The organism is Haloferax mediterranei ATCC 33500, from assembly GCF_000306765.2.
Taxonomy (GTDB): Archaea; Halobacteriota; Halobacteria; order Halobacteriales; family Haloferacaceae; genus Haloferax; species Haloferax mediterranei.
In genome coordinates this window covers 2,005,516-2,024,788 of sequence record NC_017941.2, presented here as the reverse complement: position 1 = coordinate 2,024,788, position 19,273 = coordinate 2,005,516, and the positions used below count along the sequence as shown (strand labels likewise).

Here is a 19,273-nt window from a genome sequence, read left to right as displayed (position 1 = left end):
ACTAACCGCCGTGGAATGGGGAAAAACGGAAACCGAAGTGTAGCGGAGTCGCGCCGAAAGGGAAGGCCGCAGTGAAACGTTACTCTTCGGGGCGCGGAAGTGCCGTAAAGAGCGTCTGAACGATGGAGAACGGGTCGTAGACGGACTGGTGGCACTGACAGTAGACGCCGTCTTCAGCGTTGAACTTGGCGGCGTCGGAGGACTGCTTGTACCCGGGGACACAGCAGAAGTGGGTACACTTGTTGAGCCACGCGATGACGCCCTTATCGGTCGAAGCAGCGAGCCACTCGTTGTCCTTGGCTGCCTCTTCGATGCGCTTCGAGCGGAGCACCTGAATCGGAATCACGTTTTCGACGTCCTGCGAGCGCCACGTACCGGTCGCGGGCTTGCCGAGGCCGGACTGACCGATATCGTTGCCCCATTCGGTGTAGTCGTCGAAGTCCGCGATGTTCAGTTTGTCACCGGAGCTGTAGGCATCCCTCTGCCAGTCGTATTTACCACTGTCAGAACGGAAGTAGTTGTCAGACTCGAAGTCGGGGGCGAGTCCCTCGTAGGACTGCACACCGCAGTACTGGAACCAGTCCTGGGAGTAGGTAACACCGGTACCTTTGTAGTCGTCTACCAGGGCAAGACTGACTTCGACACCATTCTGTGTGACAGTCTGTACATCGGGCCAAACACCCTTGATGAAACCGTCACTATCGATCTCGATCGGAATCTGCGGCATGCCGCGCGGAGCGGGACCGGCGGTGTTCTCGATGGCGTACGCCTGTGTCGAACCGCCACCGTGGCCGGACGAGGACGTTGCGGTGTTGATGGCGGCCGCACCCGTCGTTCCCACGCCCGCGAGTGCCGCTCCCCCGACGACGCCTTTGACGAACCGGCGGCGACCCGAGTCGGCGGGGTACTTGTCGCTATCGCTCATACCCTGAACTTCGACCCGGTCAGTAAAAGCGTGACGAATCCCCCGTGTTACGATAGACCACGAAACGCCCGCCCCCAATACTGTGGGTGGTGAATTACGCGATTCTTGGTGGTGGCCGAGAAACCCACCAGTTGGTTACTAACATTCGTTCATAACTAAATTATGGGCAATTTTTCGGCGCTACTCGTGGGCTTTTACAACGTGGTACTCGTATTCGAGTACGAGATGCGACTGCACACCAGAGACGTCAGACAGGACGTCCGCGAGCTTGGGGCACTGCTCGGGGACGTACTGGAGGCACAGACCTCTACGGCGTCGTTCGAGACGGTCGAAGAGCTTCGACAGGCCGCTATCGCCTACAGAAAGGGTGAGGCGGGGTCCCGCGAAGCACTCTACGAAGTGCTCGGTGACCTCGACCCCGAACGCGAGAGTATCGTCGCGCGGGCGTTCACCACGTACTTCGAACTCATCAACCTCGCCGAAGAGCGCGAGCGCGTTCGCGTCATTCGCGAGGCGTCGCAGGAAGGAACGCTCGAAGACGGCATCCTCGACACACTCGACACACTCCAAGCGGAGGATGTCGACGAGGAACTGCTCGGGCAGGTTCTCGAAGACGTGCTCATCGAACCGACGTTCACGGCGCACCCGACTGAAGCGCGCCGGAAGACGGTGAAAGCGAAGCTTCGCTCCATCGCAAACCGACTTGAGACGGTCGACGAGCGCCGCCTCACCGACCTCGAACACGACCAGGAATGGCGGCACATCGTCGCCGAGGTGACGAGCCTTTGGCAGACCTCGCAGGTCCGCAACCGCCGTCCGGAGCCGACCGACGAGGCCCGAAACGTCCAGTGGTACCTCGAAAACATCCTCTTCGACGTAGTCGGCGAGGTGTACGAGGAACTCGAAGAGGAACTCCACAAGGAGTACCCCAACCTCGACGTGCCGAAGCTGTTCGAGTTCCGGTCGTGGGCCGGGTCTGACCGTGACGGCAACCCCTTCGTCACACCTGAGGTCACAGAAGACACACTCGCCCGCCAGCGGAACGTCGCCCTCGAACAGTACAGCAGCGCCCTCAAGCGTCTCTCCGGTGTGCTGAGTCAAGACGCAACACGAACCGACCACGGTCCCGAACTCGAACGCTCGTTGAAGGCCGACCGCGAACTGCTTCCGGTCGTGGCGGAGGAAGCAGACGAGCGCTATCCCAACGAGCCGTACCGCCAGAAACTGAAACTGATGCGCGAGCGACTTCGCCGCATCGAAGACGTTCGACCCAACGGCTACGCCGAAGCGAGCGAACTCATGGAGGACCTGGGAGTCATCGACACCAGCCTTCGTGAGATTGGTGCCGAGCAGGTCGCGGACGTGTACGTCGAACCCCTGATGCGACAGGTCGATACCTTCGGCTTCACGCTCGCCAGCCTCGACCTCCGCGACCACCAGGAGAACCACACCGAGGCCGTGCACGAAGCCCTCGCGCACGAAGGACTCGACTACTACGGGAGCTCCGAGGAGAAGCGCGTCGAACTCCTTACCGACGCGATTCTTCAGGAAGAACCGGTCGTCGACCTCGAAAACCCCGGCGACGTGTCTGAGACGGCCCAGCGCGTGCTTCGCCGCTTCCGCAAACTCGGCGAATGGCAGCGCGAGTACGGCGTCAGCGCCATCGACACCTACTGTATCTCGATGACCGAAGAGCCGTCGCACGTCCTCGAAGTACTCTTCCTTGCCGACCAGGCCGGCGTCGTCTCTCTGCCGGACCACTGCGGTCTCGATGTCGTTCCGCTTCTCGAAACCGAGTCGGCGCTGAACGGCGCGCGCCGCATCATGGGAACGCTGTTCGAGAACGAGGCGTACGGCAAGGCGCTCGCCGCCCGGAACAACGTCCAGGAGATTATGCTGGGCTACTCCGACTCCAACAAGGAAAACGGCTTCCTCGCGGCCAACTGGGACCTCTACAAGAACCAGCGCCGCCTCGCCGACATCTGCGACGATTTCGACGTGACGATGCGGTTGTTCCACGGTCGCGGCGGCTCGATTTCCCGCGGCGGCGGCCCGATGAACGAGGCGATGTTGGCGCTGCCGAACGAGACCATCACGGGTCAAATCAAGTTCACGGAGCAGGGCGAGGCAATCGCCGAGAAGTACGCCAACCCGCGCGTCGCGGAGCGAAACCTCGAACAGATGCTCAACGCCCAGATTCGCGCCCGCCTGCAAGCGATTCGGCAACCCGAAGAGGAGGTTCCCGACCGCTGGGTTGACGCCATGGACACGATGGCGGCGGCCGCCCGCGAGGAGTATCGCAACCTCCTCGAATCCGACGGGTTCGTCTCCTACTTCGAGCAGGCGACGCCCATCACGGTCATCGAGGAACTCAACCTCGGCTCTCGGCCGGCCTCTCGGTCCGGCGAACGCACTGTCGAGGACCTGCGGGCCATCCCGTGGGTGTTCTCGTGGACGCAGTCGCGGTGTATCCTCCCCGGTTGGTACTCGCTGGCCGCGGGGGTCAACGCCTATCTCGACGACGGCGGCGACATGGACGCCCTCCGCGAGATGTACGACGAGTGGCCGTTCTTCCGCAGCACGCTCGACAACGCCGCGATGTCGCTGGCACGTACGGACTTCGAAATCGCCGCCGAGTACGCCGACCTCGCGGACGAAGACCTCCGCGAAGAGTTCTTCACGCGACTCACCGCCGAGTACGAGGACGCCGCGAACCTCATGCTCGATATCAGCGAGCGCAGTAGCCTCCTGAAGCGCGAGTGGCTCAAAGAGAGCCTCCGCCGCCGGAACCCCTACGTCGACCCGCTGAACCTGTTACAGACGCACCTGCTCGCGCAGACCCACCGGACCGAAGAAGAAGAGCGAACCCTTCGGCTCACGGTCAAAGGTATCGCTGCGGGGATGAAGAACACGGGCTAACCCCGAGATTGAAGCACACGAGGTACCGAATCCGAGATAGCTGAACACGGAACCGTTCGACCCCTCGGCCACCCACCGAGACAGTCAACCGACTCGCGCGGAGTCAGGCCCGCCGCAGGTCGTACGCATTCGAGCAAACCGGGCAGGTCTCTCGTGCCACGCGATATTCGCGTTTGAGCCGATGCCGAACGCCGTCAAAGTCGGCCGTTCCTTCGTATCCCGATTCGACTTGCTGTCCGCAGTGTGGGCACACCACCACCACCGTTGCCATATTCAGACGTACGAGAGTGTTCGCTATATATGTTCACTCAGTTCGGGAGCAGCCGACACACAATCCTTCGAGGCGTCGGAAACGAACCCGGAAACGAGGCTCGGAACAAGGCCGGAAGTGAGGTCAAAAGGGAGGCAAAAACTTCGAATCAGGCCACTGGGTGGCCTGTAGGTGACGGGTTCGGTTGGCGTGTCTAGACCTGATTCCACGGCGCTTCGTCGAAGTCGACGATGCGGTGGGTTTCGTCGATGGCGTCGATGGCTGCCACGTCTTCGTCGTCGAGTTCGAGGTCGAGCGCGGCGAAGTTGTCGCGGATGTGTTCGGGCGAGGCGGCCTTCGGGATGGGCGTCGCGCCCTTCGCCATCAACCACGCGAGGCTGACCTGCGCGGGCGACGCGTCGTGTTTCTCCGCGATGTCGACGATGGTTTCGTTTTCGGCGACCTCGTTGCGCGCGATGGGCGAGTAGGCGACGAGGTAGTGGTCGTGTTCCTCGGCGAACGCGCGGAGTTCGTCCTGCTGGAGCAGCGGATGCATCTCGACCTGGTGGGCGAACACCGGGGCGTCGAGGCTCTCGATAGCCGTTTCGAGTTGGTCGGGTCGGAAGTTGCTCAGGCCGATGTTGGCGATGAGTCCGTCCTCGTAGAGTTCGTCGAGGGCTGCGAGCGTCTCCGCTTCGTCGTAGCTATCGAGCGGCCAGTGGACGTACAACAGGTCGATGGTCTCGACGCCGAGTTTCTCGGCGGACTCCCGTGCGGTCTCCAGTACGTCGTCGTAGCCGAGGTTGTCGGTGTCGAGTTTCGTCGCCACGAAGATGTCGTCGAGGTCAACGTCCGACTCGGCGAGACCCTCGCCGACGAACTCCTCGTTGTCGTACATCTGGGCCGTGTCGATGTGGCGGTAGCCCACGTCGAGGGCGGTCGTTACGGCTTCGACGCACTCGTCGCGGTCTTCGAGTTTGTACGTCCCGAAACCGAGTTGCGGGAACTCCTTCATGAGCGAGTAAATTCGCGCAGAGGGTTCAAATCCTACGGTTGCGGAACCGTTGTCGGGGTTATCTGGAAACGAACGAGGAGGGTCGCCTCCCCGCCCGAATCGGTCGAGCTTGACGTATCAACTGACCGTTACTACTAAGTAGAGAGCCACAAACGCACGGATAGAAGCGTTCTATGGCCTGCTGGCGTGTGATTCGGCCAGTGTTCAACCCCCCCGCGCTCACCGCCGCGTGAGGGGCCCGATAGCCGCAGCACTCGGGTTCACTCCGCTACGTTCTGTAGCCGAAATACACTGACCGAACACACACGTACATGCAGATATTCGCTGAGCCACCGGCGCACAGTCGGGGCTCGCTCGGCCTCCGTTCGATTTCCAAACACCAGCCGTATCGCTCCACATCCCGTCGACCGCGTGGCAACCTCGCGCCGACTGCTGGAGGTGGCCGTCGATGACTGCGGCCGACACCGCCGACGCGACCGATGCACACTCGTCGCTGTGGCGGAACCCCAACTTCCGGCGATTCTTCGCCGGACAGTTCGTGACGAACGCCGGAGACAGTCTCTACACCGTCGCCGTGCTGTGGCTCATCTTCGACCTCAGCGGGTCGACGGTTCTCACGGGCATCGCCAATTCGGTGTTGCTGCTCCCGTGGCTCCTGCAGATATTCGCCGGGCCGGTCGTCGACCGCCTCCCGCTCAAACCCGTACTCGTCGGGTCGCAAGTCTCGCAAGGCATCGTCGTTCTCGTCCTCCCATTAGCCGCAGTCACCGGGCATCTGAGTGTCGGCGTCCTACTCGGCGTCGTCCCGGTGTTGATGCTCGCATCGCTGTTGATGACGCCGATGGAGGCGACTGTCGTCCCTCGTATCGTGAGCGACGGCCGTTTATCGCGGGCAAACTCCGCGCTGGCGACCGTCACGCTCGGACTGGATATGGTGTTCGACGCGCTTGGCGGCGCATTCATCGCCGTCTTCGGTGCGACGACGCTGTTCCTGTTCGACTCGGCCACGTTCGCCATCGCCGGTCTGCTGTTTGCCGGGATTGCAGTATCGAGGCACAGTGACCACGACGACGCCGAACAGACTACCGGACCGACCGATGCGTCACCTGACAGGTCGGACGACGCGACAACCCCTGATTCGACTGACTCGACGACCACAGAGCCGACCAACGAGTCGATATTCAGCTCGTACGTCTCCGACCTGCGCGCGGGTGCTGCGGCGCTCCGCGGCACCGTCTTCGTCGAATTGGTACTCACGACGGCGGTAGCCAACCTTGCAGCGGGCGTGACACTCGCAATTCTCCCGGCGTTTGGTGACACCCTTGGCGGCCCCGTCGCTTACGGCCTGTTGCTCGGCGCGCTCGGAATCGGTCGCCTCCTCGGGTCGCTCGTCGCACCGTACCTTGAGCACGTGTCGTACGGCCGACTCGTGTTCGTCAGCAACTCGACAGGAGCGTGCTGCTGGTTCGCGGCCGTGTACGCACCGTCGACGGCGCTCACAGTCGTTTTGTTCGGACTCGCGTGGGTTCCCGCTGGTATCAACGGCGTGCTCACGTCGACGCTGAACCAGACTGTATTCCCGAAAGACCTCCTCGGGCGCGTCTCCACTGCCAAGGGGACGGCATCCGGCGCGACGCTCCCACTCGGGTCGCTCCTCGGTGGGTTCGTCGCGGAGGGACTCGGCACGACGACGACGATGGCGGTCGCCGCGCTCGGGTTCGGATTCACCGGAATGTATCTCCTTGTGCGTCCCCAACTCCGACGCCTCCCCGCAGTTGCCGATGCCGACCCAAGCGCGTTCGGCGTGACGTCACTGTCGGGTCGCGAGGAGTGACTCGGGGATACATACGAGTGACTCGGGGATACATACATGAGACATCCTCGTGAACTCACCACCATGCCCTCCGAGAAAGAGAAGATGCTTGCAGGCGAGTTGTACGACGCGAGCGACCCGGAACTCGTCATGGAGCGAAAGCGCGCGCGACGACTCACGCGGCGATTCAACGCGAGCGACGAAACTGAGTCTCTCCGGCGCGAAGAACTCATTCGGGAACTATTCGGCGAGGTCGGCGAGGAGTTCGAAATCGAACCACCGTTTCGGTGCGATTACGGCTACAACATCAGCGTCGGCGAGGACTTCTTCGCCAACTTCGACTGCGTCTTTCTCGACGTGTGTCCAATCACCATCGGCGACAACGCCCAAATCGGGCCGGGCGTCCACATCTACACCGCAACGCACCCGCTCGACGCGGCCGAGCGAATCAAAGGCCCTGAGTCGGGCGAACCGGTGACGATTGGCGACAATGCGTGGCTCGGCGGCCGGGCGGTTATCAACCCCGGCGTCACCATCGGCGACGACGTGGTCGTCGCTTCGGGGGCCGTCGTCACAGATGATGTGCCCGATAGCGTCGTCGTCGGCGGGAACCCGGCGCGCATCGTCAAGGAGTTGGACTGACGGGTCAAAGCGGAAAGCCGCGGCTAACCGTCAAGACGACCTCCCCCAGCACCAGACACTCACAGCATCTGATAGTTCGCTCCCCGTCCGGCGATTCTGGAGAATTTCGGCGTATGCGGTCGTCTGGCACACGGTGTTGGCTCCGAAATGGTTTTGAAGTACGCTCGCACACGGTCAGTATGCCGACGGACGAATACGACCCAGAGATGGGGCGCAAGTTCATTTTCGTAACCGGGGGTGTCATGTCCGGCCTCGGGAAGGGTATCACGGCCGCGAGCACCGGCCGACTCCTGAAGAACGCCGGGTTCGACGTCACCGCGGTCAAGATTGACCCGTACCTGAACGTCGACGCGGGGACCATGAACCCCTACGAACACGGGGAAGTGTACGTGTTGAAAGACGGCGCGGAAGTCGACCTCGACCTCGGGAACTACGAACGGTTCCTGGGTATCGACATGACCGCCGACCACAACATCACGACGGGCAAGACCTACCAGCACGTCATCCAGAAGGAACGCGCTGGTGACTACCTCGGGAAGACGGTCCAGATTATCCCGCACGTCACCGAGGACATCAAGCGTCGCATCCGCGAAGCGGCCGAAGGGACCGACGTGTGTATCGTCGAAGTCGGCGGGACGGTCGGTGACATCGAGTCCATGCCGTTCCTCGAAGCCCTCCGCCAGTTCGCCTCCGAAGAGGAGGACGGCGACGTGCTCTTTACGCACGTCACGCTCGTTCCCTACTCGAAGAACGGCGAGCAGAAGACCAAGCCCACACAGCACTCCGTCAAGGAGCTTCGAAGCATCGGTCTCCAACCCGACATTCTCGTCGGCCGCGCCGATAACAAACTCGACCCCGAGACCAAGACCAAGATTGCGCAGTTCTGTGACGTGCCGGACGCCGCCGTGTTCTCGAACCCCGACGTGCCGGACATCTACCACGTCCCGCTGATGGTCGAAGAAGAGGGTCTCGACGAGTACGTGATGGAGCGACTCGAAATCGACGACGAGGCTATGCCGAAGGAAGAACGCGACAACCGCTGGCGCGAACTCGTCACCGCCGAGCGCACCGGCTCGGTCGACATTGCGCTCGTCGGCAAGTACGCCCTCGAAGACGCCTACATGTCCATCCACGAGGCGCTCAAGCACGCAGGCATCGAGTGCGGTGTCGACGTGAACATCCTGTGGGTCGATGCCGACGAGATGCACGACAAGCACGAAGAGCGCCTGAAGGACGCCGATGGCATCGTCGTCCCCGGCGGCTTCGGCTCCCGCGGAACCGACGGCAAAATCGACGCCATCCGCTACGCCCGCGAGAACGACGTTCCGTTCCTCGGCCTCTGTCTTGGCTTCCAGATGGCCGTCGTCGAACAGGCCCGGAACGTCCTCAACCACGAGGACGCCCACTCTGCCGAACTCGACCCCGACACGCCGTACCCGGTTATCGACCTGCTCCCCGAGCAGTACGACGTCGAAGCGATGGGCGGGACGATGCGTCTCGGCGCACACGAAACCGACATCTCGGCCGGAACCCTCGCCGAAGCGGTCTACGGCGACACCTCCTGTACGGAGCGGCACCGTCACCGCTACGAGGTGAACCCCGAACTCATCGACGAACTCGAATCCGAGGGGCTCCGCTTCTCCGGCCGCGCAGACAACCGCATGGAAATTCTCGAACTGACAGACCACCCGTTCTTCCTCGGAACGCAGTTCCACCCCGAGTTCCGTTCCCGGCCCGACCGCGCGAGTCCGCCGTTCCTCGGCTTCCTCCGCGGCGTCCTCGGCGAACTCGACGCGCGTGAACTGGACAACGAAGAGGTGACAGCATAATGGTAGACGTAGATTCATTTATCGAAGACGCAAAAGCATCGATTCGCGACCAAATCGGCGACGAGCACGCCATCATCGCCCTCTCGGGCGGCGTCGACTCCTCCGTCGCCGCGACCCTCGCCTACGAGGCCGTCGGTGAACAACTCACCCCGGTCTACGTCGACACCGGCCTGATGCGCAAAGGCGAGACCGAGCAGATTGCGGATACCTTCTCCTTCATGGAGAGCCTCCGCGTCGTCGACGCCGAAGCGCGCTTTTTCGACGCGCTCGAAGGCGTCATCGACCCCGAAGAAAAGCGCGCCGTCATCGGCGAGCAGTTCATCCGAGAGTTCGAGCGCGAGGCGAAAGATACCGACGCCCAGTACCTCGTTCAGGGGACCATCTACCCCGACCGCATCGAGTCCGAAGGGAACATCAAATCCCACCACAACGTCGGCGGTCTGCCGGACGTTGTCGACTTCGACGGCATCGTCGAACCCGTCCGCGACCTCTACAAGGACGAGGTTCGCGAGGTCGCTCGCGCGCTCGGACTCGAATCTATCATCGCGGAGCGTATGCCCTTCCCCGGACCGGGACTCGCTGTCCGCGTCCTCGGTGAAGTCACGCCCGAGAAGGTCGAAGTCGCCCGTGAGGCGTGCCACATCGTCGAAGACGAGACCGAAAAGCACGAGCCATGGCAGGCGTTCGCCGCCGTCATCGGCAAGGGTACCGGTGTCAAGGGCGACAACCGCGTCCACGGCTGGATCGTTTCGGTCCGCTCCGTGGAGTCGCGCGACGGTATGACCGCGCGCGCACAGGAACTCCCGTGGGACACCCTCCAGCGCATTCAGTCGCGTATCACCGGCACGAACGACAATGTCGCCCGCGTCGTCTACGACGTGACCCACAAACCACCGGCGACCATCGAGTACGAATGACGACGGCAATCGTCGCGGGGACCGACCCCGACGGACTCGGTGAAGCCCTCGAATCGGAAGGTGCGAACGTCGTTCGAATCACCGGAATCGCCGCCGCTGACTCGCTCGACGAGGCCGGAATCGACGAGGCCGACCTGCTCGTCCTCACAGATATGGACGACGCGACGGCTATCTCGGTGGCGAAGGAACGCAACCCCGACGTGCGCGTCGTGACCTACGCCCACGACTCGCTCCCCGAATTCGCCAAAGGACAGGCCGACCTTGCGGTCGACCCCGACCTGCTCGCGGTTGACGTGGTCGCCGAAGAACTCGTCTGAGGCGACCCGGGATTCCCGGCTGTCTCAACCGCTGACGTTCTCTTTCTTTCAATTCCTTCTCCTCAGAGTGCCTCGGTGCAGGCGGGTACTTCCCTGTCGGTAGCGTAATTGTTGGTAGTGTAAGAGCGGTTCCCGACCCAGCGGTGGTGCCGACGCAAGAAACTTAATTCCGCGTTGGACACTGCTCGGCTGACGCGCCTCGGTCGTGTGTCCTTAACCGACGCACCTCGGTCGTATGTCCTTAACCGACGCACCTCGGTCGTATGTCCTTAACCGACGCACCTCGGTCGTATGTCCTTAACCGACGCACCTCGGTCGTATGTCCTTAACCGACGCACCTCGGTCGTATGTCCTTAACCGACGCACCTCGGTCGTGTACCGGTCCCCCAAAATCGGTGAAACCCGGCGACGAGCGGCGAATTTGGATGCTCAGTTCCCACGAAATTCGGCGAAAATCAGTCCGAACAGTGCCCAATTCCAGCCCAACGACCACAACCCAGTGAAGCGATTTCCACCCTTCAATACCCCGGCGACCACAGCCAGAAGTACCGCGGCGCAGCGGTCGGCTTGCATGCAGTCGTCCCTGCAGGCCGAAGCGTCGCGGGTACGGCCGGAACTGGCCGCTTCATGAGCATGAGCGCCCCTCGCTCATCCCTCTCGGCCGCTCTCCCCAAGTGAGCGGTCGTCAGTAAGGACCCGAACCGCAACACGAACACCAGAGACGACACGCGAACCCCCGACACAACACGACAATGACACTGAATCGACGAGACTTCGTTAAGAGCGCCGCCGGAATCGCCGCCGCAAGTACCGTTGGAACCGCTGGCTGCATGGGAACCGCGTCCGCGGAGACCGGAACGCTCTCCACACGCGTGAGCGACAAGCCCGGAGATATCGCGGACTTCGAGTCTTGTCTCGTTACGGTCTCGACTATTCGCGTGAAGCCGACCGACGGCGAGCCGAAGTCGCTCGACGCCGGAAACACCGAAGTCGACCTCGTCGACCTCCAAGGAGATGCTTCGGCCCTCATCGAGGAGTTCGAGGTGGAGACGGCCACCTACGAATTCCTCCAATTAGAAATCGCAGGCACCGACGCGACCCTTACTGACGGGTCGTCCGCGACTGTCGAAGTCCCCGGTTCCGCCCCGCTGAAATTCGAACAGTCGTTCGAGATTCGTGCTGACGAGACGACGACGTTCACGGCCGACTTCACGCCCGTGAAGGCCGGAAAAACCGGAAAGTACGTCCTCCAACCCGTCGCCGACGAGGTGACGGTGCAGTACGAATCGGCCGAGACAACCGAGACCAATCAAACGACCACCGAGACCAACCAGACAACCACGGAATCTAACCAAACCACCGAAACCAACCAGACGACTACAGAAACTAACCAGACGACCACCGAAACCAGTTAAACAGCCACGGAAATCTCACGGACGACCCCGTAACCGACTCCGGATGGTTCTCCCCTCGTAACCGACCGGGGTTGTCTACAGCGTACTCGATTCTAGTATCGGTTTAGTTAGTGAGTGAGAGAGCAGTCTGTCACACTGACCGACTGCATCCACACTCGTAGTCGCGACTGACCACCCCCGTTTCGACCGCTTTTCGCACCCCTAATCGCACGACGTGGTCGGGGAATGGCGGCCTGCGTTGCCATGGTCGCAACTCCCTTTATCAGTGCACACTGAGGTCCGGTAGCATGGTACGGGTCTCGACCGGCGCGCGCATCCACTTCGGGTTCCTCAACTTGAGCCTCGCCCGCAGTCGCCTCTACGGCGGGCTGGGTGTCGGACTCGACGAACCACAGGTGGTTGTCACCGCCGAACCCGCCGCGGACGTTCGGTGCCGTCACCCCGCCGCGCGCGAGTATGCCGAGCAAGCGGTCGAACTCCTCGGCGTCCGCGGGGCAGATGTCGTGGTCGAGCGCACCCTGCCTCGACACGCCGGTCTCGGGAGCGGAACACAACTCGCACTCGCCGTGTTGCGGGCGGTCGCCGCCGCGAACGGACGCGAAGCCGACGTTCGAAGGCTCGCACCGGAGATGGGCCGTGGCGGTCGCTCCGGGGTCGGTGTCGCCACGTTCGAAGATGGGGGAGCCGTCGTCGACGCCGGTCACCCGACAGCCCGATTTACCACTGACCGACCCGAAGACGGCTCGTGGACCGTTCCGGCCGTCGCAGCCCGGCATCCGGTCCCAGACGAGTGGCGCTTTCTTTTGGTCGTCCCCGATGCGGACCCCGGCCGAAACGGCGCGGCAGAAGAGTCGAGTATGCGCTCGGTCGTCGAACGTGCCGACCCGCGGACGAGCGACCGAATCGCTGGTATCGTCACCCGGCGGCTCCTTCCGGCGCTCGCGGAGGGGTCCGCCGAGCGCTTCGGCGAGGCAGTGGAGTCGGTTGGCCGACTCAACGGCACGTGGTACGCGGACGAACAGGGCGGTGTCTACCGGCCACCGGTTGGTGCGCTCGTCTCGGTACTCTCGGAATCACCGGCCGTCTACGGTGCCGGGCAGTCGTCGTGGGGTCCTACAGTCTACGGCGTAACCGACGCCGAACACGTTGACGAAGCGGTCGAAGCAGGGCGGCTGGCGCTCGCCGAGGCCGACATCGACGGAACCGTCACAGTCGCTCGGGGCCGGAATCACGGCGCGCAAATGGGCTGACTCTCGGGAGACACCCGCTTCGCGGGTTGTGTGCGGTGTTGTTCGGTACGGCGAGTCCCCGAAACGCCTAACCGCCGGGGTCGAGTCGGGAGTGACATGGACTACATCCCCTTCGGAGTCCCCCGACTCGACGGCATCATCGGCGGTGGGGCCCCGCCGGGAAACGTCGTTCTCCTCGCGGGAGAGTCCGGAGCGGGCGCTCGTGAATTCCTCTATACGAGCGCCACGATGAATGCACTCTCGCACGCCGACGAGGAACTGTTTAATCTCCACTACGGAACGCTCGACGACGACGCCACTCCACCGCCGGAGATACACTACATTTCGTTCACCGCTGGCGAAGAGTACCTTCGCCGCGAGATGGGCTACACGATGGACGACGAGGTTGTCGACGCCGCGGGCGACCATATCGAATTTCACGACCTCTCGCCCGAGTATTTCCAACTCAGTCCGATTCCGCGCGAGTGGTATCTCGGCCAGCCGACGCAACTGGAGGACCTCGGCCACCGCCACAACCGCGAGTCCGTCTTGGGCGCACTCGGGAGCACGCTGAGCGAGCACGCACCGGGGAACCTCGTCGTCATCGACTCGTTGACCGACCTCGTGGCGAGCCAGTCAGACGAGATGACGTGGTCCGATATCGCGATGGTCATCAAGGGGCTCGAAAAAGCGTCCTACCAGTGGGGCGGTCTCATCTTGGTGCTCGTGAGCACCGAAGCACTCTCGAATACCGAGCTTGGCGTCCTCAAAGGTGCGACTGGCGGGACATTGCTCTTCCAGTGGGAATCGGGCGGGTCGAAGCGTGCCCGGACGATGGTCGTCCAAGAGTTCCGTGGCGTCCTCTCACGGCTGGAAACTGAGAATATTGTCCAATTCGAGACGGATATCAACGAGAGCGGACTCGACGTGAGCGACATCCGAAAGATACGGTAACCTCCCTTTTGTCAACAACAAACACGTTACAGTTGTGTAGAGCGTCCGTCAGCGGCGATAGTTCTTAAAGTTCGGAGACGAACGTCAAACGAAGATGGAAGGGGACGATGAAGGGGAACTCCCGGACGGTCTTCGCGAGTGGGTCGACGAACGCGCCGACGAAGAGGGCGTCGACCCGGAAACGGTGCTCACGCGAGCAGTGGGCATCTACAGACTCGCGGTGACCGATGCGGGAGAGTCGCTCGACGACACGGCGTCGGTTCCGAGTCGCATCGATACCGTCGAAGGTCGCGTCGGCGACCTCGAAGACGACCTCGACGAGAAGATATCCGACGTTCGGATGCGGGTCGTACAGGTCAAACGCGAGACGGACGAAAAAGCATCGCAGGGACACGAACACCTCGAGTTGGAAGCACGTCTCGACCGGGCAACTGACGATATCGAAGCCATTCGAGACCGGGTCACGGAGTTGGACAACCGGCTTGGCGCGGGATTCGAAAACTTCGAAGAGATACTCACGTACCTCGACGAGGCGACGGAATCTCTCGATGAGAACCTTCGCACGGTTGCACAGGTGCTCTTGGACCTCCGGTCTCGGGCGACTGATATCGAGGCCGCAGAACTCGAACGCAAGGCGCTTTCGGACCTCCTTCGCGTTGCGAACGACGCCAACGAGCACAAGGCGAAGTGCGGGGGCTGTGGAGAGACGGTACATCTGAACCTCCTTACGGAACCGCGGTGTCCCGCGTGCCGTGTACCGTTCCGCGAGTTATCACCATCGAGCGGGTTTTTCGGGTCGGCGACGCTCCACACCGGGCGGCCACCCGCACTCGAGGCCGCCGGAACGGTCGATGAGGACGGCGAAGAGGTAGCGGAACTCCTAGACGAGGCGGCAACCGGCGCGACGAACAGCGAAGTAGACCGACCGAAGCCGAGCGACGAGTCACCGCAACAGGAAGCCGCGGCAAGCGGCGACCACGGCGACGACTGACGAACACCGACGACGATGACCGACGACACAGCCGAAGACGACGCGACAGACGAACGGCGACCCGAGCGGGAGCCCGCAACCGCCGACGAAGATACCGACTGGAGCGAGCGTACCGATGCTGAGCGGAGCAACCGCGCCGATGCTGAGCGGAGCGACCGCGCCGATGCCGACGAGCAACCGCAGTCTGCTCCGCTTTCGGACCTCGCTGGCCGAGTGGCGGAGCGGCGCGGTCGGTCACGCGTCTCCAACGAGCCCGACGACGTAGCCGAGTTGTTCGAATCGGTGGAAGTCGACGAACTGGACGACGAGGACGTGTGGACGGCGCTCGTCGAAGGTGGCGACGAAACCGAGAGCGTCGGTCTCGGTGCCGAGGCGGAAGCCGTCGACGACGCCGACGGGCTCCCGGACCACATCGTCGCCAAAAAAGAGTTTTGCCAGCGGTGTGAGCACTTCGGCGCACCGCCGAAACTGGCGTGTACCCACGAGGGAACCGCCATTATCGAGGTTGTAGACAGCGACCACTTCCGGGTGCGGAACTGTCCCATCGTCGAAGACGACGAGTAACGTCGCGGTCGGTAGTGGGTGGGTTGGTAACAATCCAGAGAGTGACAGTTTCTTGGTGCCCCGCCCCGCTAGTTCTGAGTATGCAATTCTGCGACGAGTGCGGTTCGATGATGGTCTCACAGAACGGGGTGATGACCTGTACGAACGAGGAGTGCGGCGCGACCGCCGAACGGGACGAAGAACGCGCCAAGGAGTTCGTCTCGACCGAGGCCCAGTCCGGTGACGAACTCATCGAGACCGAAGAAGGAGCCGAGTTCGAGGGCAAACCGACCGCAAAAGACGTTCACTGCGACGAGTGCGGCCACACCGAAGCGTGGTACACCATCAAGCAGACGGCGTCGGCCGACGAACCGCCGACGCGGTTCTTTAAATGTAAGGAATGCGGGTATCGGTGGCGGGAGTACAACTAACGAATCTGCTCAGACCCCATCATTCCGGAGAATGGTTTTTCGAACGATTTGGAAAGTTGCGCCACGTCTCTAGCCAATTCGAACTAGAATATCTAACGAAATTAACCTATTGATCAGGTAGTGTTCGGACGTTCTCATGTCTCACCTACCGTAGGTGTGGGAAGACCTAAACAACGGGGGCGACGCCTCACTACCACCGGCATATCTCAGCCAAAGTAGCAAAACGGTGGAGATCTGCTAGTACGGGTTTCGACGTGTACAGATTCGCGCGTTGGAGGGTCAGAAGGTTTACTCACGATAAAGAGAGCGCCACATCTCGACTGTCTCTGTTAGGGAAGTTGGCTCACAGCGTCGTAGAGTTCATCTTCGTCACGCCATTCCAGACATCGGTTGCCAGTCAACAGCATTTTGACGTGAGAAGCGGCCATTCCGTTGTCAAATTTGTCGCGTTCCGTCTGCTCGTCTGGGTACAGTCGTTTCAGCACCCAGACTTTCTGTCGGTACGATGGGGCAAAAAGCAGACCGAGTTCCCAAACGTACCCGCCGTCGAAGTCTTCCAAGACACCCACGATGTGCGTTGCGCGTCCACAGAGGATGTCGAACACACGATTCCACAGTTCGATTTCGTCGGGGGTGAGGCCGAAGTCCTCTAAACGCATCGAAATTGCACCATTGCGGTCGTTGAGAAGGTCGTACACATCCATCCGGCGTGTTGCGGCTCCGGTTTCGCCCCCTACGCCCACGATCAAGTACCGCCGGTCGTGGTTCTTGATGTGCTGCATCTCCTCACCATTTACCAAATCCTTGATGCGTTGGTGATCGGACGGAGAAAAGTGAACGTCAGCTATCCCGCTCATGATTTCGGCCTCCGATGGGATGTCTTCTACAGCAGTGTCCCCTATTTCGGGACTACTGACGTTATCGTCCATTATCCAATTGTATTATCTCTTCACTAATTAATTGTAGATTCTTCTTTTAGATAGTTGTGCCATCAGTTTCTAACTAACCTCATTTAGATGCAAGTCTTTATGCTGGTGGGAATACAAGAGATACATGTGAATTGGAGAACTACAATTCTCCAACGCAAAGCGTACTGAGCAGTGGAGGGGCGAGAGAATCATATGAAACCAAAAACAGAATCCGTGGCCGGAAACGGAGGCGGCGTCACCGATACCAAATCAGAGTTCGATACGTGGCGAGCGCTGCAACGAGCCACGAACAAGAAACGGGCAGACATCATCGCGGATATAGTCGGTCATCCATTAGGGGCACCCAGTGTCGAGGAACTGGACTATATGAACCCGCCACTCAGCGACGACTCCATTCGACGGCATCTCGATACACTCGCAGGCGTCGGTGTCGTCCGGGTTCTCGAGTTCGAACCGGGGAATCGTATCCGAGGATACCCCTACCAGTTCTTCGAACTCACTCCCGAAGCACGCGAACTATTCGACCGAAACGGTCTCTTCCCCGAAGAAGCGTGGAAACGGCAATACGCGGCTGTGAAAAAGACAAGCCGAATCAAAGAGCTGGAATCGATGCCTCGTCCCGACGCCTGATTTGGTGCGTCTCTTTTTGTTTACCCAGAGAGAAGCGTACTAGGCACTGTCTAGTTTAGAACCTCCTCGACCAGCGTTTGTCCGTCAAGCGCTTGGTGCGGTCTCTGATAATTGTAGTATTGCGCAAATTGTATGAACCACTCGCGGAAGCGCCCATGACTGCCCACCCACGAATTATGGAAGCGGTCGACTCGCATTTTGAGAGTATGAAACCATTTTCGATGAGGTTTCGCTCGACGTAGTCAAGCCGACCGCTCAATCCTAATCGAGAGAGGGCAGTCTGATAGCCGTAGCCATCGACGAGAAACACAGCGTCTGAGAGATCGTGTTTCTCCGAGAGTCGATGGAGAAACGCAGCAGCTGGATCGGTACCATGTCGTCCAAACAATTCGACATCGAGAATCAGCTTCGTCTCGATGTCTATTGCAGCGTACAACCAAGACCATTCGCCATTGATTTTGACAGCGGTCTCGTCGACCGCAACCCGCTTCGGCTTCGCCTCAGGCGGGGTGTGACCGCTGTCAGCCAGTCGATGTACCCACTGCCAAATAGCTTGATGAGAGCGTTCAACGCCGAGGTATCGAAGAATTTCTTTTGTCTCTCTAAGCGAACAACCAGTCGCGTGGAGCTGGACGGCGAACACCCTGACGGGTGTCGCCGTCCGCTCACGCTCCCAAGTTTCTTCATAATCCGTCTCAAAGCACTCGCTGAGCAGGTCTGCGAGCATCTTGACCAACTAACTCAACGGCCTGCTCGTTCCTCAAACTGGCTTAACTAGACAGTGCCAACAAGAGCAAATAATTATGTGAATAGTCGCTGTCGGTAAGGATGCCCTGGCATATTGTATATTCTCAAAATATTGTATGAACAGTTAAATTCAGTCAATATTAATGTGCCACTATTCGTGGCACTTCTATCCGCCCTACCTAGTTTTGCATCAAGTCGTTGAATAGTGGATTTTAGTATATTTGATGGTTGCTGAATACTATGTTAATTATCAAAATATGTTATGTCTAAATTAATTCTCAGATCCTAATATCTGATAAAAGTTATACCAATGGAGACATGTCTACGAACATGAGCGTACAAAGTACTTACGAGCATTTTAAGCGACAGATTAGTATCTCCGGTTGGTGGTTACTGATACTTGTTCCGGGAGCACTCCATTTAGTAGGACAAATATTCTACCAACTTGCAAAAGTGAGTAATGAGGCTGGGTCAGCAACGACAATACCCCTAGCAGGTATCACGATACTCTTCACACTTAGTGCGGGTATTTTATCACTGGCTATGCCCGTTGCGTTATTTTTTGACACAAAAAAGATTCGACAGAGCGCTGTTGGTTGGAATCCCTACCCACTTTATTGGGGAGGGATAGGTGTAGTCTTCGTTGTGATACTTGTACTAACGAGACAGATGTTTGCATTTTACCTAGCAGCTATGTACCTTCCCATCAGATATTGGATGATTAGAAAGACATCAACTGATAAAGAATTAATCAACACAGAGGAGACATAACCTGGT

18 protein-coding genes and 1 pseudogene are annotated in these 19,273 nt (G+C 60.3%); 14 read left to right on the top strand and 5 right to left on the bottom strand.

The window, feature by feature from the left end; genetic code table 11:
- Positions 1 to 79 precede the first annotated feature (79 nt).
- Positions 80 to 925 carry a Rieske (2Fe-2S) protein gene (locus HFX_RS10335; RefSeq protein WP_004060116.1) on the bottom strand — a complete coding sequence of 282 codons (846 nt, stop codon included), beginning with the start codon at positions 923 to 925 and terminating at the stop codon, positions 80 to 82.
- Between the two features lie 225 nt (positions 926 to 1,150).
- Here HFX_RS10335 and ppc point away from each other — a divergent pair, with 225 nt between their 5' ends.
- Positions 1,151 to 3,844 (top strand): phosphoenolpyruvate carboxylase, encoded by a 2,694-nt coding sequence (gene ppc / locus HFX_RS10330; protein ID WP_004060117.1) that lies wholly within the window; start codon positions 1,151 to 1,153, stop codon positions 3,842 to 3,844.
- Positions 3,845 to 3,947: 103 nt separating this feature from the next.
- Here ppc and HFX_RS20055 read toward each other — a convergent pair whose 3' ends face one another.
- Complete coding sequence (locus HFX_RS20055) at positions 3,948 to 4,115, bottom strand: hypothetical protein (protein WP_169330959.1); 168 nt, start codon at positions 4,113 to 4,115, stop codon at positions 3,948 to 3,950.
- A gap of 193 nt (positions 4,116 to 4,308) precedes the next feature.
- Positions 4,309 to 5,109 (bottom strand): aldo/keto reductase, encoded by an 801-nt coding sequence (locus tag HFX_RS10325; protein ID WP_004060118.1) that lies wholly within the window; start codon positions 5,107 to 5,109, stop codon positions 4,309 to 4,311.
- Between the two features lie 448 nt (positions 5,110 to 5,557).
- On the opposite strand from HFX_RS10325, the gene HFX_RS10320 reads away from it, so the two are divergent.
- The 11 genes from HFX_RS10320 (at position 5,558) to HFX_RS10270 (ending at position 16,190) form a co-directional block, all read left to right on the top strand.
- The gene (locus HFX_RS10320) at positions 5,558 to 6,943 is read left to right on the top strand and encodes an MFS transporter (RefSeq protein WP_004060119.1); all 1,386 of its coding nucleotides are present in this window, start codon (positions 5,558 to 5,560) and stop codon (positions 6,941 to 6,943) included.
- A gap of 63 nt (positions 6,944 to 7,006) precedes the next feature.
- Positions 7,007 to 7,564, top strand: coding sequence for a sugar O-acetyltransferase (locus tag HFX_RS10315; protein WP_004060120.1), 558 nt, complete (start codon positions 7,007 to 7,009; stop codon positions 7,562 to 7,564).
- A 179-nt stretch (positions 7,565 to 7,743) separates the two neighbouring features.
- Positions 7,744 to 9,393, top strand: a complete 1,650-nt coding sequence (gene pyrG / locus HFX_RS10310) for a glutamine hydrolyzing CTP synthase (protein WP_004060121.1) — start codon at positions 7,744 to 7,746, stop codon at positions 9,391 to 9,393.
- Positions 9,393 to 10,310, top strand: a complete 918-nt coding sequence (gene guaA, locus HFX_RS10305; protein WP_004060122.1) for a glutamine-hydrolyzing GMP synthase — start codon at positions 9,393 to 9,395, stop codon at positions 10,308 to 10,310. The genes pyrG and guaA overlap by 1 nt, the downstream gene beginning before the upstream one ends.
- Entirely contained in the window at positions 10,307 to 10,627 is a 321-nt protein-coding gene (locus tag HFX_RS10300; RefSeq protein ID WP_004060123.1) for a DUF7126 family protein, read from the top strand. The genes guaA and HFX_RS10300 overlap by 4 nt, the downstream gene beginning before the upstream one ends.
- A gap of 752 nt (positions 10,628 to 11,379) precedes the next feature.
- Entirely contained in the window at positions 11,380 to 12,042 is a 663-nt protein-coding gene (locus HFX_RS10295) for a DUF4382 domain-containing protein (RefSeq protein ID WP_004060124.1), read from the top strand.
- A gap of 287 nt (positions 12,043 to 12,329) precedes the next feature.
- Positions 12,330 to 13,292 carry a beta-ribofuranosylaminobenzene 5'-phosphate synthase family protein gene (locus HFX_RS10290; protein WP_004060125.1) on the top strand — a complete coding sequence of 321 codons (963 nt, stop codon included), beginning with the start codon at positions 12,330 to 12,332 and terminating at the stop codon, positions 13,290 to 13,292.
- 96 nt (positions 13,293 to 13,388) lie between these two features.
- On the top strand, positions 13,389 to 14,225 hold the full coding sequence (locus tag HFX_RS10285; RefSeq protein ID WP_004060126.1) for an RAD55 family ATPase: 837 nt from the start codon (positions 13,389 to 13,391) through the stop codon (positions 14,223 to 14,225).
- A 94-nt stretch (positions 14,226 to 14,319) separates the two neighbouring features.
- Positions 14,320 to 15,216, top strand: a complete 897-nt coding sequence (locus HFX_RS10280) for a hypothetical protein (RefSeq protein WP_004060127.1) — start codon at positions 14,320 to 14,322, stop codon at positions 15,214 to 15,216.
- Positions 15,217 to 15,231: 15 nt separating this feature from the next.
- Positions 15,232 to 15,780 carry a hypothetical protein gene (locus HFX_RS10275; RefSeq protein ID WP_004060128.1) on the top strand — a complete coding sequence of 183 codons (549 nt, stop codon included), beginning with the start codon at positions 15,232 to 15,234 and terminating at the stop codon, positions 15,778 to 15,780.
- 80 nt (positions 15,781 to 15,860) lie between these two features.
- Complete coding sequence (locus HFX_RS10270; RefSeq protein WP_004060129.1) at positions 15,861 to 16,190, top strand: transcription factor S; 330 nt, start codon at positions 15,861 to 15,863, stop codon at positions 16,188 to 16,190.
- 329 nt (positions 16,191 to 16,519) lie between these two features.
- Here the strand turns inward: HFX_RS10270 and HFX_RS10265 are convergent, their stop codons facing one another.
- Positions 16,520 to 17,119 carry a hypothetical protein gene (locus HFX_RS10265; protein ID WP_049917503.1) on the bottom strand — a complete coding sequence of 200 codons (600 nt, stop codon included), beginning with the start codon at positions 17,117 to 17,119 and terminating at the stop codon, positions 16,520 to 16,522.
- A 192-nt stretch (positions 17,120 to 17,311) separates the two neighbouring features.
- On the opposite strand from HFX_RS10265, the gene HFX_RS10260 reads away from it, so the two are divergent.
- The gene (locus HFX_RS10260; RefSeq protein WP_004060131.1) at positions 17,312 to 17,749 is read left to right on the top strand and encodes a hypothetical protein; all 438 of its coding nucleotides are present in this window, start codon (positions 17,312 to 17,314) and stop codon (positions 17,747 to 17,749) included.
- 50 nt (positions 17,750 to 17,799) lie between these two features.
- On the opposite strand, the pseudogene HFX_RS10255 reads toward HFX_RS10260, so the two are convergent.
- Positions 17,800 to 18,476: pseudogene (locus tag HFX_RS10255) on the bottom strand (IS6 family transposase).
- Between the two features lie 350 nt (positions 18,477 to 18,826).
- Between HFX_RS10255 and HFX_RS19690 the strand changes: the two are divergent.
- Positions 18,827 to 19,267 (top strand): hypothetical protein, encoded by a 441-nt coding sequence (locus HFX_RS19690; RefSeq protein WP_137685676.1) that lies wholly within the window; start codon positions 18,827 to 18,829, stop codon positions 19,265 to 19,267.
- Positions 19,268 to 19,273 lie beyond the last annotated feature (6 nt).